The sequence below is a fragment of the Mycobacterium colombiense genome (assembly GCF_001665835.1).
GTDB lineage: Bacteria > Actinomycetota > Actinomycetes > Mycobacteriales > Mycobacteriaceae > Mycobacterium > Mycobacterium colombiense_A.
The window spans coordinates 1-12,398 of record NZ_LZSX01000036.1; the positions used below are offsets into that span (position 1 = coordinate 1).

The window sequence follows — 12,398 nt, forward strand, 5'->3', positions numbered from 1 at the left end:
GCTCAACGCCGTGGTGGTCGCGGGCGCGATGTACATCGCCCTGACCGTCGTCATCATCACGGCCATCGCCAACAGCTACAGCCAGCTGGGCCAGGGACTCGTCGGCGTGGCGGTGTACGGGCTGATGGGCGTGGTCCTGCTGGGCGTCGCGCTGTTGGCGATGCACCTGCTGATCCCGGGCAGTTTTCACGAGCACATCGACGAGCCGGAGCTGCATCCGGGATCGTTCGCGGTGGCGCTGATACTGCTCGCCGTGGGAGGGGTGACCGCCGCGGCGGTGTCATGAGCGTTGTCGGGTCGGCGGGCGAGGTGCGGGCGCCCGAAGCGACGCCGCCCACGGCGGTGTCAGGGCGGTGGCGGGCGCTGTTGCTGGCCGCCGTGGCGGCATGCGCGGCGTGCGGCATCATCTACGAACTCGCGCTGCTGACGCTGTCGGCCAGTTTGGACGGCGGCGGGATCGTCGCAACCTCGCTGATCGTCGCGGGCTACATTGCCGCGCTGGGCGTGGGCGCGCTGGTGGTCAAGCCGCTGCTGGCGCACGCGGCGATCACCTTCATCGCCGTCGAGGCGCTGCTGGGCATCATCGGTGGGCTGTCGGCTGCGGCGCTGTACGTGGTGTTCGCGTTCCTGGACGGGTCCGTCGGGTCGACGTGGGTGCTGGCGGCGAGCACGGCGCTGATCGGTGGCCTGGTCGGTGCCGAGGTTCCGCTGTTGATGACGCTGCTGCAGCAGGGGCGGACGTCGGCAGCCGCCGATGCCGGACGCACGCTGGCTAACCTGAACGCCGCCGATTACCTGGGCGCACTGCTGGGCGGGCTGGTGTGGCCGTTCCTGCTGCTGCCGCAGCTGGGAATGATCCGGGGCGCGGCGGCCACCGGCATGATCAACCTGGCGGCCGCCGCCGTCGTGGCGATTTTCCTGTTGCGCCAAGTGGTTTCGCCTCGGCAGCTGGCGCTGGCGCTGTGCGCGCTGGCCGCCGCCGTCGGGCTGCTCGCCAGCCTGCTGCTGCGTTCGGCCGACGTCGAAACAACAAGCAGGCAAAGGCTTTACGCCGACCCGATCGTCGTCTACCGGCACACGGCCTATCAGGAGATCGTGGTGACCCGCCGCGGCAACGACACCCGGCTGTATCTCGACGGGGGACTGCAGTTCTCTACCCGCGACGAATACCGCTACACCGAAAGCCTCGTCTACCCCGCCCTCGGCAACGGTGCCCATTCGGTGCTGGTGCTCGGCGGCGGCGACGGCCTGGCGGCCCGCGAATTGCTGCGCCAGCCCGGCATTTCCAAGATCGTGCAGGTCGAGCTCGACCCCGCGGTGATCGACATCGCGCGCACCACGCTGCGCGGCGCCAACGGCGGTTCGCTGGACAACCCGCGGGTGGCCGTGCTGACCGAGGACGCGATGAACTGGTTGCGCGGACCGAACGTGGACCGCTTCGACGCGGTCATCGTCGACCTTCCCGATCCCGACACCCCGGTACTGGGGCGGCTGTACTCAACGGAGTTCTACGCGCTGGTCGCCCACGCGCTGGCTCCCGGTGGGTTGATGGTGGTGCAGGCGGGCAGCCCGTTCTCCACCCCGACGGCGTATTGGCGCACGGTTTCGACGATCCGGGCCGCCGGCTACGCGGTCACGCCCTATCACGTGCACGTTCCCACGTTCGGTGACTGGGGATTCGCCCTGGCGCAGCGCGCGGACGCCGCGCCCACCCCGAAGGTGCCCACCGATGCGCCCCCGCTGCGTTACCTCAACCAGCAGGTGCTCGACGCCGCCGGCGTCTTCGGCGGCGACATCGGCCCGCGCCCGGTGGAGCCGTCGACACTGGACAATCCGCGCATCGTCGAGGACATGCGGCGCGGATACGACTAGTTACTCGTCGTCGAGCGCCGCGAGCACCTCGTCGGACAGGTCGACGTTGGTCCAGACGTTCTGCACGTCGTCGCTCTCCTCCAGCGCGTCGACCAGCTTGAACACCTTGCGAGCGCCGTCGACGTCGACCGGCACGCTGACCGACGGCTGGAAGCTGGCCTCGGCCGATTCGTAGTCGATGCCGGCGTCCTGCAGCGCGGTGCGCACCGCCACCAGGTCGGTCGGCTCGGAGATGACCTCGAAGCTCTCACCGAGATCGTTGACGTCCTCGGCGCCCGCGTCCAGCACGGCGGTGAGCACGTCGTCTTCGGTCAGGCCGTTCTTCTCCAGCGTGACGACGCCCTTGCGGGTGAACAGGTAGGAAACCGATCCGGGATCGGCCATGTTGCCGCCGTTGCGGGTCACCGCCACCCGGACCTCGCCGGCCGCGCGGTTGCGGTTGTCGGTGAGGCACTCGATCAGCACTGCCACGCCGTTGGGTCCGTAGCCCTCGTACATGATCGTCTGGTAGTCGGCGCCGCCGGCTTCCTCGCCCGCGCCGCGCTTGCGGGCGCGCTCGATGTTGTCGTTGGGCACCGAGGTCTTCTTCGCCTTCTGGATGGCGTCGTAGAGCGTCGGGTTGCCCGCCGGGTCACCGCCGCCGGTACGGGCGGCGACCTCGATGTTCTTGATCAGCCGGGCAAACTCCTTGCCACGCCGCGCGTCTTTGACGGCCTTCTGGTGCTTGGTGGTGGCCCACTTGGAATGGCCGCTCATCGGTGTCCTATCTGAAAAGTCCTCTTGTTTTTGTGGCCAGACGAGTCTACGTGGGCGGTTGGGGTGGGCCGCCCGGCGACTATCCGGCCGTCTCAGCGGCCCCAGGAGTCACAGCGCGGCGGGGCTATGCGGTGCGGCCGGTGCGCAAACCGGCCGATCGTCAACCGGTGACGATGTCGACGAACAGGTGGTGGATGCGCCGGTCGCCGGTCATCTCCGGATGAAACGCCGTGGCCAGCTTGCGGCCCTGCTTCACCGCGACGACGTGCCCGGCCGCGCTGGCCAGCACCTCCACACCGTCACCGGCGCGCTCGACCCAGGGCGCGCGGATGAACACCGCGCGCACCGGGTCGCTGAGCCCCGCGAACGGAATGTCACCCTCAAACGAATCGACCTGACGTCCAAAAGCGTTGCGCCGCACCGTCATATCGATCGCCCGCAGCGGCAGTGCCTCGCGTCCGCCCGCGCCGGCGTCCAGGATCTCGCTGGCCAGCAGGATCATCCCGGCGCAGGCGCCGTAGGCGGGCAGCCCGTCGGCCAGCAGCCCTCGCAAGGGCTCCAGCAGGCCGAGGTCGAGCAGCAGGTGGCTCATGGTGGTCGATTCCCCACCGGGAATGACCAGCCCGTCGATCGCCTCGAGCTCGCTGCGCCGGCGCACCGGCATCGACTCGGCTCCGGCCTCACGCAGGGCCGCAAGGTGCTCACGGGTGTCGCCCTGCAGCGCCAGGACCCCGATCCGCGGGGCGCTCACTGGCTGGTCGGCTGATGTCCGCGTTTGAAACGGGTCAGCCCCTCCTGCATGACCGCCGCGACCATCTCGCCGGACTGGGTGAAGATCTTGCCCTGGCACAGCGAACGGCCGCCGTGAGCCGACGGCGAGCTCTGGTCGTACAGCAGCCACTCGTCGGCCCGGAACGCCCGCATGAACCACATCGCGTGGTCCAGCGACGCCACCTGCAGGTGCTCCCGCACGTCGAGATGGGTGACCTGCGCCGATCCCAGCAGCGTCAGGTCGCTCATGTAGGCCAGCGCGCAGATGTGCAGGACCGGGTCGTCCGGCAACGGGTCACGGTGGCGGAACCACACCTGCTGCTGGGCTGCCTTGCCCGGCAACAGCTGCAGGCGCTCGCGCGGCACGATGCAGACGTCCCATTCCTCGAACTGTTTGAATCCGGCGTCGTCGAACACCTTGATCGAGTCCAGCCCGGGCAGGCCGTCGGGCGGCGGCGCGGCCGGCATCGGGTCCTGATGGTGGATGCCTTCCTGATCGGTCTGGAAGGACGCACCCATGCTGAAGATGATTTCCCCGTGCTGGATGGCGTTGACCCGACGGGTGGCGAACGAGCCGCCGTCGCGGGTGCGCTCGACGATGAAAACCGTGCGCTCCTTGGCGTCCCCGGGCCGCAGGAAATAGCCGTGCAGCGAATGCACCTGATAGCGCGGGTCGACGGTGCGCACCGCCGACACCAGCGACTGGCCGGCTACATGGCCCCCGAAGGTGCGCTGCAAAAATCCCGACTCTGGGCTGAAGATGCTGCCACGGTAGATGTTGAACTCGAGTTGCTCGAGATCAAGGATCTCTTCGATCGCCACGAACTGTTTTTACCAGCCGCGTTCGGCCAGGCGATGCGGCTGCGCGATCTCCTCCACGTTGATGCCCACCATCGCCTCGCCCAGCCCGCGTGACACCTTGGCCAGCACGTCAGGGTCGTCGTAGAAGGTGGTGGCCTTGACGATCGCGGCGGCGCGGTGCTCGGGGGCGCCGGACTTGAAGATGCCCGAGCCCACGAACACGCCCTCGGCGCCGAGCTGCATCATCATCGCCGCATCGGCCGGGGTGGCGATGCCGCCCGCGGTGAACAGCGTGACCGGCAGCTTGCCCGCCCGGGCCACCTCGACGACGAGGTCGTGGGGAGCCTGCAATTCCTTTGCCGCGACGTACAATTCGTCTTCGGACAGCGAAGCCAGGCGGCGGATCTCGCCGCCGATCGCCCGCATGTGCGTGGTCGCGTTGGAGACGTCGCCGGTCCCGGCTTCACCTTTGGAGCGGATCATGGCCGCGCCCTCGCTGATGCGCCGCAGCGCCTCGCCGAGGTTGGTCGCCCCGCACACGAACGGCACGGTGAACTTCCACTTGTCGATGTGGTGGGTGTAGTCGGCGGGCGTGAGCACCTCGGACTCGTCGACGTAGTCCACGCCGAGGCTTTGCAGGATCTGCGCCTCGACGAAGTGGCCGATGCGGGCTTTGGCCATCACCGGGATGGTCACCGCCGCGATGATGCCCTCGATCATGTCCGGGTCGCTCATCCGCGACACCCCGCCCTGGGCACGGATGTCGGCGGGCACCCGCTCCAGCGCCATGACGGCGACGGCGCCGGCGGCCTCGGCGATCTTGGCCTGCTCGGGGGTGACGACGTCCATGATGACGCCGCCCTTGAGCATCTCGGCCATGCCACGTTTGACGCGCGCCGTTCCGGTTCGCCCGTTGCCGTTCGGTGGGTGGGCGGTACTCACTGCATGATCTCCTTCAACCGTTGTCGACCCAGTCTAATGAGGCGCTTTGGCCCGCGTTGACCGACGGAGTCAGCGGATGGACAGCAGCGGCCCGGGGGTGCGGCCGCTGGCGAGCGCGGCCGCGTCGGTGAGCAGTCCGGATAGTTGCATGGGATACACCGTCTCCCCCGCCGCGACCAGCGCAGCGATGTCAGCAGCGTCACACCAGCGATGGCCGTGGATGTAGCTGCGTTCCAGCTCTGTTCGGCCCGTGCGCGACGGCTCGAACCGCTGGGTGCGGTAGACGAAGTAGAACTCCTCGCTGTCGATCAGCGAGCCGTTGAACTCGAAGACCTCGTCGCGCCGCCACACCGGCCCGACCATCTCGCCCGGCGCGACCCGCAGACCGGTTTCTTCGGCCAGCTCCCGCGCGGCCGCCTCGGCCAGCCGCTCCCCCTGCTGCACCTCGCCGCCCACCGTGAACCACCACTTCGGCGCGTGCTGCTTGGCGAGAGCGGGATCCGACCCGCACAGCAGCAGCACCGCGCCGGTGTCGTCGAGCAGCACGATGCGCGCCGAGGTGCGGTGGTTGAGGACACCTTCAAAGCCCAAGGCGCCGTGGGCCAGCGCGTGCGGCCGCTCGACGATCTCGAAATAGCTGGGCAGCGCGGCGGTTCCGCCGAGGTGGAACAGCCGCACCAAGGGCCGCTCGGCCAGCGCCAGGGTGTCCCGGACCGCGTCGTTGTGGAAGCGTCGGGCCAGCACCACCCGGGCCTCGGCGTCGGCCAGCTCGGCGATCAGCCCGGCCGGCAGCGACGCCGGACCGACGACGGCCAGCGCAGCGGACAGCTCGTTCTCGGCGTTCTCCCGCGCGGACCGGGGCGCCCCCTCAGCGGCGTCGGCCAGCGCCGCCAGCCGCCGCCCTTCGGACGCACCGCCATAGGCGTCGATGGCGACGGCGCGCGACACCACCGCGCGCCGTGCCAGTGCGCCGTCGAGCGCCTGCCACGACAGGTCGTAGCGGACGTGCAGCCGGTCCAGCCGGTTGGCCGTCCGGTACGCCCACGCGCCGAATACCGCCAGGACCGCGACCAAGACCGCGATGGCGACAATCAGCCATGTCATCAACTGGCCACCTCAACCTTGGCGCCTGACGCGGCGACCGTCTCGTACACCCGCATGATCTGGCTGGCCACCACCGACCAGTCGTAGCGCTGGACAGCGGCCGATCCGGCCGTCACATAACGTTCCCGGAGCACATCATCCTCCAGCACCGCGATCAGCGCATCGGCAAGCGCGTCGCCGTCGCCGACGGGCACCAGGCACCCGACGTCGCCGTTGCGCAGCACGCGCCGGAAGGCGTCCAGATCGCTCGCCACCACCGGGGTGCCGGCGCCCAGCGCCTCGACCAGCACGATGCCGAAACTCTCCCCGCCGAGGTTGGGCGCGCAGTACGCGTCGGCGCTGCGCATGGCCGACGCCTTCCCGGCGTCGTCGACCTGGCCGAGGAAGCGGATGTGGTCCACCAATTCGCCTGCCTGAACCCGCAATTGGTCCTCGTCGCCGCGGCCGACGACCAGCAGCTGCACGTCGGGAAAACGCTCGACCAGCCCCGGCAGCGCGTCGAGCAGCACCGACATGCCCTTGCGCGGCTCGTCGTAGCGGCCCAGGAACAGGACCGTCTTGCCGGCGCGCGGGTAGCCGTCCAGGCGCGGCGCGGAGGCGAACGAGGCGACGTCGACGCCGTTGGGGATCTCCACCGCGTCGGTGCCCAGCGCCTCCATCTGCCAGCGGCGGGCCAGGTCGGAAACCGCGATCCGCCCGACGATCTTCTCGTGCATCGGGCGCAGGATGCCCTGAAACACCGTCAGCGTCAGCGATTTGGTGGTCGACGTGTGAAACGTCGCCACGATCGGGCCCTCGGCGATGTTGAGGGCCAGCATGGACAGGCTCGGTGCGTTGGGCTCGTGCAGGTGCAGCACGTCGAAATCGCCTTCGGCGAGCCACTTTTTCACCTTGCGGTGGGTGGCCGGTCCGAACCGCAGCCGGGCCACCGATCCGTTGTAGGGAATCGGGACGGCTTTGCCCGCCGAGACGACGTAGTCGGGCAGCACGGCGTGCGGCGAGGACGGCGCGAGCACGCTGACGTCGTTGCCCCGGGAGCGCATCACCTCGGCCAGCTGCAGGACGTGCGACTGCACCCCACCGGGAACGTCGAACGAGTAGGGACAGACCATCCCGATCCGCATCAGGTTTCCTTCAGCCGGGCCTGCTTGGCTTCGGGAAGGTCGGCCAGCCACTGCGGCTGCATCATATGCCAGTCCTCGGGACGGGCGGCGATGTTCTTCTCGAACTGATCGGCCATCGCCTGGGTGATGGCGCCGACGTCGTCGCTGGTGCAATCCAGGGGCGGTTGTATCCAGACGCCCCAGCCCCGGTCCTCGAACCAGCAGTGCGCCGGCAGCAGAGCCGCGCCGGTCGCGATGGCGAGCTTCGCCGGCCCGGCCGGCAGCCGGGTGGGCTCACCGAAGAAGTCGACCTGGACCCCGGTGCGGGTGAGGTCGCGCTCGGCCATCAGGCATACCACCCGGTTGTCCCGCAGCCGATCGCACAACACATCGAACGGCGGCCGTTCTCCCCCGGACAGGGGCAGCACCTCGAAGCCGAGGCGCTCACGGTAGGCGATGAAGCGCCGGTACAGCGATTCGGGTTTGAGGCGTTCGGCGACGGTGGTGAAGGTGCCGTGTGTCTGCGCCAGCCATACCCCGGCCATGTCCCAGTTGCCGCTGTGCGGCAACGCGATCACCGCGCCGCGGCCGCTGGACAGCGCCGCTTCAATGTTGTCTGACCCGAGGACCGAGTCGTGCAGTTCGCGGCCCAGCTGGGCCAGGTCCATGCCCGGCAGCCGGAACGCCTCGCGCCAGTAGCGGGCGTAGGAGGCCAGCGAGGCCCGCATCAGCGAGTCCGGCACCTGCTCGGGCGGCACACCGATGACGCGAGCCAGGTTCTTGCGCAGCTGGTCGGGGCCGCCGCCGCGGGCGGCGTAGCGCGCCCCGGCCTCAAAGGCGTTGCGCGCGGCGAACTCCGGCATTGCCCGCACCGCCATCCAGCCGGACGCGTAGGCCCAGTCGGCGCCCATCCCGCCCGTCAGGCGGCCCACCGTCCGGCCGGCCAGCTGGCGGGCCATCCGGCGTTGTGCCCCAACCATTTTCCTGCCCGGCGGAGTGGGAATCACGGCTCGCTCACCAACCGATCGGTCGCACCCGGCGAGGTGCGCACCGCGTGCAGTCGCTGCGCGCACGTGACCAGGCTGGCCACCGCCAGCACCCACATCGCAACCGGCAGCGCGGGCGGCCACGCGACGAACGGAAAGTCGGACACGCCCGCGCCGACGAGCACGATGATCAGCCGTTCCGGTCGTTCGATCAGGCCGCCGTCGCCGCGCAGACCGCTGGCTTCGGCGCGGGCCTTGATGTAGGAGATCACCTGCGAGGTGATCAGGCCGATCAGCGTGGCGACCGCCAGCAGCTTGTCGTGCAGGCCGAAGACGATCCACCACAGCAGCCCGCAGAACACCGCGCCGTCGCTGACCCGGTCGCAGGTGGCGTCCAGCACCGCGCCGAATCGGGTGCCGCCGCCGCGTTCGCGGGCCATCGCCCCGTCGAGCATGTCGAAGAGGACGAAGAACGAGACCACCAGCGCGCCGGCGAACAGCTTGCCCATCGGGAACAGCGTGAGCGCCCCGGCCACCGCGACGATGGTGCCCAGGATGGTGACGACGTCGGGGGTCAATCCCAGCCGCAGACATGCCCGTGCGGTCGGAGCGGTCAGCCGCGCGAACGCCGCCCGCGACAGGAACGGCATTTTGCTCATGGTTGCTTTGTCCACTCCGTGGCCAGCAGCTGGCGCGTCTCGCGCAGCAATTGCGGGATCACCTTCGACCCGCCGATGATGGTGATGAAGTTCGCGTCGCCACCCCAGCGCGGCACCACGTGCACGTGCAGGTGTTCGGCCAGCGAACCCCCGGCCGACGTCCCAAGGTTCAGGCCGACGTTGAAACCGTGCGGCCGCGAGACGTTCTTGATGACGCGAATCGCCTTCTGAATGAAGGACATCAGCTCCGCGCTTTCCGGGTCGGTCAGGTCCTCGAGCTCGGAGACCCGCCGGTAGGGCACCACCATCAGGTGTCCGGGGTTGTAGGGGTAGAGGTTGAGCACGGCGTAGACGAGCTCGCCGCGGGCGACCACCAAACCGTCTTCGTCGGCGAGGTGCGGAATGTCGGTGAACGGCTGCTCGGTCTTGCCGTTGTCGCGCTTCATCGGCGCTTCGGCCAAATAGGTCATCCGGTACGGCGTCCACAACCGCTGCAGGTGATCCTCCTCGCCGACCCCCCTGTCCAGGATGGTGTCGTCGGCGCCCTGCTTGGCCGGTTCGCGATCACTCACGGTCACTCACCACTTGACACTTTCACGAGTTCAGCCGTGGGCACGGAATTCTCGCGATCGGCGATCCACTTCACGATCGCATCGACCGCGCTGTCGCGGGGCACGCCGTTGATCTGGCTGCGGTCACCGAAGCGGAAGCTGATCGCGCCGGCCTGCACGTCGCGGTCACCGGCCAGCAACATGAACGGCACCCGCTGGGCGGTGTGGTTGACGATCTTCTTGGCCATCCGGTCGTCGCTGGAGTCGACGTCGACGCGCACCCCATGCGACTTAAGTTGCGCGGCAATGCTTTCCAGGTATTCCACGTGCTCGTCGGCGACCGGAATGCCCACCGCCTGCACCGGCGCCAGCCACGCCGGAAAGGCTCCCGCGTAGTGCTCGGTGAGGATGCCGAAGAACCGCTCGATCGACCCGAACAGCGCCCGGTGGATCAGCACCGGCCGCTGCCGCGACCCGTCGGACGCGGTGTACTCCAGCTCGAAGCGGTCCGGCATGTTGAAGTCGAGCTGAATGGTCGACATCTGCCAGCTGCGGCCCAGCGCATCCTTGACCTGTACCGAGATCTTCGGGCCATAGAACGCCGCCCCACCGGGGTCGGGAACGAAATGCAACCCGGAGGCCTCGGCGACCTCCCGCAGGACCTCGGTGGCCTCGTCCCACATCTCGTCGGAGCCCGAGTACTTCTCCGGGTCCTTGGTGGACAGCTCCAGATAGAAGTCGTTGAGCCCGTAGTCGGCCAGCAGGTCGAGCACGAAGCGCAGCAGCGAGGTCAGCTCGTCGCGCATCTGCTCGCGCGTGCAGTAGATGTGGGCGTCGTCCTGAGTCATGCCGCGCACCCGGGTCAGCCCGTGCACCACGCCCGACTTCTCGTAGCGGTACACACTGCCGAACTCGAAGAGCCGCAACGGAAGTTCGCGATACGACCGACCGCGCGAGCGGTAGATCAGGTGGTGCATCGGGCAGTTCATCGGCTTGAGGTAGTAGTCCTGCCCGGGCTTGCGCACCGTCCCGTCCGCGTTGAACTCTGCGTCCAGATGCATCGGCGGGTACATGCCCTCGGAGTACCACTCGAGGTGGCCCGAGGTGATGTACAGCTGCTCCTTGGTGATGTGCGGGGTATTGACGAACTCGTACCCGGCCTCGATGTGCTTGCGTCGCGAGTACTCCTCCAGCTCGCGACGGATGATGCCGCCCTTGGGATGGAAAACCGCCAGGCCCGAACCAATTTCGTCGGGGAAGCTGAACAGGTCCAGCTCGACGCCCAGCCTGCGGTGGTCGCGGCGCTGCGCCTCCTCGAGCAGCTCCAGGTGCTTGTCCAGCGCCTCCTGCGACTCCCAGGCGGTGCCGTAGATGCGCTGCAGGCTGGCGTTGCTCTGGTCGCCGCGCCAGTAGGCGGCCGAGCTTCTGGTCAGCTTGAACGCCGGGATGTGCTTGGTCGTCGGGATGTGCGGCCCCCGGCACAGGTCGCCCCAAACCCGTTCCCGGGTACGAGGATTCAGGTTGTCGTAGGCGGTGAGCTCGTCACCGCCCACTTCCATCACCGCCGGATCACCGGACTTGTCGTCGACGAGCTCGAGCTTGTAGGGCTCGTCGGCCAGCTCCGCGCGCGCCGCGTCCTTGGACGGGTAGACGCGCCGGTCGAACAGCTGTCCGTCCTTGACGATCTGGCGCATCCGCTTTTCCAGCTTGGTCAGGTCCTCCGGCGTGAACGGTTCGGTCACGTCGAAGTCGTAGTAGAACCCGTCGGTGATCGGCGGCCCGATCCCCAATTTGGCGTGCGGGAACAGGTCCTGGACGGCCTGGGCCAGCACGTGGGCGGCCGAGTGCCGGATGACGCTGCGGCCCTCATCGGTGTTGGCGGCCACCGGGACGACGTCGGCGTCGGCGGCGGGCGTCCAACTCAGGTCGCGCAGTTTGCCGTCAACGTCGCGCACCACCACGATCGCGTCGGGCGTGCCCCGCCGCGGCAGCCCGGCTTCGCCCACCGCGGCGGCCGCGGTGGTCCCGGCAGGCACCCGGATCGGGGCTGCTGGGGCGGGCTGTGCGGCGGCGGTCATGGTGGCGGTCTCTCCAAGGCTCGAGGGTCGACGACCATGCTAATCGGGGCGGTCCGAAGCCGAGCGGGGCCGCCGCGCAGCGCGAGCCAGGCGCGCTCTCGTTAAGAGGTAGCAGCCGCTATCCGGGCTTCCTGGCCGCGCGGCCGCGCCAGGTCACGCGTCCTCGGCACCGCGTCCAGGCATCGCGGCTCACACAGCGTGGACGTAGCGGGCCGCTTCCGCCGCGTAGTCGGCGGTGACGCAGATGTCGTAGCGCTGGGCTTCCAGCGTCTGCACGCTGGAGAAGTCACGGCGCCCACGCGCCGACGCGTGCGCGACGAACCCGAACACCGCCCCCCAGAATGCGCCGATGGCCGTCGCGATGAGCAGTGCCCATATCCAGTACGGCCCGACGGTGAAGATGGCGAAAAGCAAGCCGATCAGCAAACCCCACCAGGCACCGGCGCCGGCGCCGGCCAGCGCTGACCTACCCTTGGTCATGCGATCGGTGACGTGTTCGACCGTGCGTACACCGTCGCCCACGATGTGGACATGTTCCACCGGGAATCCGCCGTCGGACATGCGGTCGACCAGTTCTTGCGCGGCGACGTAATTGTCGAAGGAGGCGACGACCTCCCGCCGAACCGGGGGGCTCAGCGCGAAGTCCCTGCTCGCTGGGACCGGACGGATCGGACGGGTAACTCATTGCCATCTCCTGACGGGTTCTGACGGCTGGGCACCTCTGTGTTGACGTTGATCGCTGAGTGCAAACGGGGAACGTTTCCCGAACTCAACG

Annotated in this window: 13 protein-coding genes; 2 read left to right on the forward strand and 11 right to left on the reverse strand. The window is 68.8% G+C overall.

Annotated elements, in window-relative coordinates:
* Positions 1–286: DUF350 domain-containing protein (locus tag A5760_RS09015; protein WP_155764269.1), on the forward strand; the 286-nt coding region annotated here is incomplete at its 5' end.
* Positions 283–1,872, forward strand: coding sequence for a polyamine aminopropyltransferase (locus tag A5760_RS09020; RefSeq protein ID WP_064879821.1), 1,590 nt, complete (start codon positions 283–285; stop codon positions 1,870–1,872). The genes A5760_RS09015 and A5760_RS09020, both read left to right, overlap by 4 nt.
* On the opposite strand, the gene A5760_RS09025 is transcribed toward A5760_RS09020, so the two are convergent.
* From A5760_RS09025 to A5760_RS09075, 11 genes are all read right to left on the reverse strand, one after another.
* Entirely contained in the window at positions 1,873–2,628 is a 756-nt protein-coding gene (locus A5760_RS09025) for a YebC/PmpR family DNA-binding transcriptional regulator (protein WP_064879823.1), read from the reverse strand. It lies immediately after the preceding gene.
* A 160-nt stretch (positions 2,629–2,788) separates the two neighbouring features.
* A complete protein-coding gene (gene pdxT / locus A5760_RS09030) occupies positions 2,789–3,379 on the reverse strand; it encodes a pyridoxal 5'-phosphate synthase glutaminase subunit PdxT (RefSeq protein WP_064879825.1) in 591 nt (196 codons plus the stop codon).
* Complete coding sequence (gene tesB, locus A5760_RS09035) at positions 3,376–4,221, reverse strand: acyl-CoA thioesterase II (RefSeq protein WP_064879826.1); 846 nt, start codon at positions 4,219–4,221, stop codon at positions 3,376–3,378. Before tesB ends, pdxT begins: the two co-directional genes overlap by 4 nt.
* A gap of 9 nt (positions 4,222–4,230) precedes the next feature.
* On the reverse strand, positions 4,231–5,142 hold the full coding sequence (gene pdxS / locus A5760_RS09040; RefSeq protein ID WP_064879828.1) for a pyridoxal 5'-phosphate synthase lyase subunit PdxS: 912 nt from the start codon (positions 5,140–5,142) through the stop codon (positions 4,231–4,233).
* A gap of 69 nt (positions 5,143–5,211) precedes the next feature.
* Positions 5,212–6,246 carry an NUDIX hydrolase gene (locus tag A5760_RS09045; RefSeq protein WP_064879830.1) on the reverse strand — a complete coding sequence of 345 codons (1,035 nt, stop codon included), beginning with the start codon at positions 6,244–6,246 and terminating at the stop codon, positions 5,212–5,214.
* Positions 6,246–7,370, reverse strand: a complete 1,125-nt coding sequence (locus A5760_RS09050) for a glycosyltransferase family 4 protein (RefSeq protein WP_064879832.1) — start codon at positions 7,368–7,370, stop codon at positions 6,246–6,248. Before A5760_RS09050 ends, A5760_RS09045 begins: the two co-directional genes overlap by 1 nt.
* A complete protein-coding gene (locus A5760_RS09055; RefSeq protein ID WP_064879834.1) occupies positions 7,370–8,308 on the reverse strand; it encodes a phosphatidylinositol mannoside acyltransferase in 939 nt (312 codons plus the stop codon). The genes A5760_RS09050 and A5760_RS09055 overlap by 1 nt, the downstream gene beginning before the upstream one ends.
* Before the next feature lie 44 nt (positions 8,309–8,352).
* Positions 8,353–8,994, reverse strand: coding sequence for a phosphatidylinositol phosphate synthase (gene pgsA / locus A5760_RS09060; protein ID WP_064879920.1), 642 nt, complete (start codon positions 8,992–8,994; stop codon positions 8,353–8,355).
* On the reverse strand, positions 8,991–9,566 hold the full coding sequence (locus A5760_RS09065; protein ID WP_064879836.1) for an HIT family protein: 576 nt from the start codon (positions 9,564–9,566) through the stop codon (positions 8,991–8,993). Before A5760_RS09065 ends, pgsA begins: the two co-directional genes overlap by 4 nt.
* A 2-nt stretch (positions 9,567–9,568) precedes the next feature.
* Positions 9,569–11,623, reverse strand: coding sequence for a threonine--tRNA ligase (gene thrS, locus A5760_RS09070; RefSeq protein ID WP_064879838.1), 2,055 nt, complete (start codon positions 11,621–11,623; stop codon positions 9,569–9,571).
* 189 nt (positions 11,624–11,812) lie between these two features.
* On the reverse strand, positions 11,813–12,184 hold the full coding sequence (locus tag A5760_RS09075; protein ID WP_231122587.1) for a general stress protein: 372 nt from the start codon (positions 12,182–12,184) through the stop codon (positions 11,813–11,815).
* Between the last annotated feature and the right edge of the window lie 214 nt (positions 12,185–12,398).

Bases quoted from the DNA above. Each gene is read 5' to 3' on its own strand.
- A5760_RS09020 (WP_064879821.1), top strand. From the start codon at position 283: ATGAGCGTTGTCGGGTCGGCGGGCGAGGTGCGGGCGCCCGAAGCGACG.
- A5760_RS09025 (WP_064879823.1), bottom strand. From the start codon at position 2,628: ATGAGCGGCCATTCCAAGTGGGCCACCACCAAGCACCAGAAGGCCGTC.
- A5760_RS09045 (WP_064879830.1), bottom strand. From the start codon at position 6,246: ATGACATGGCTGATTGTCGCCATCGCGGTCTTGGTCGCGGTCCTGGCG.
- A5760_RS09050 (WP_064879832.1), bottom strand. From the start codon at position 7,370: ATGCGGATCGGGATGGTCTGTCCCTACTCGTTCGACGTTCCCGGTGGG.
- A5760_RS09055 (WP_064879834.1), bottom strand. From the start codon at position 8,308: ATGGCCCGCCAGCTGGCCGGCCGGACGGTGGGCCGCCTGACGGGCGGG.
- pgsA (WP_064879920.1), bottom strand. From the start codon at position 8,994: ATGAGCAAAATGCCGTTCCTGTCGCGGGCGGCGTTCGCGCGGCTGACC.
- thrS (WP_064879838.1), bottom strand. From the start codon at position 11,623: ATGACCGCCGCCGCACAGCCCGCCCCAGCAGCCCCGATCCGGGTGCCT.
- A5760_RS09075 (WP_231122587.1), bottom strand. From the start codon at position 12,184: ATGTCCGACGGCGGATTCCCGGTGGAACATGTCCACATCGTGGGCGAC.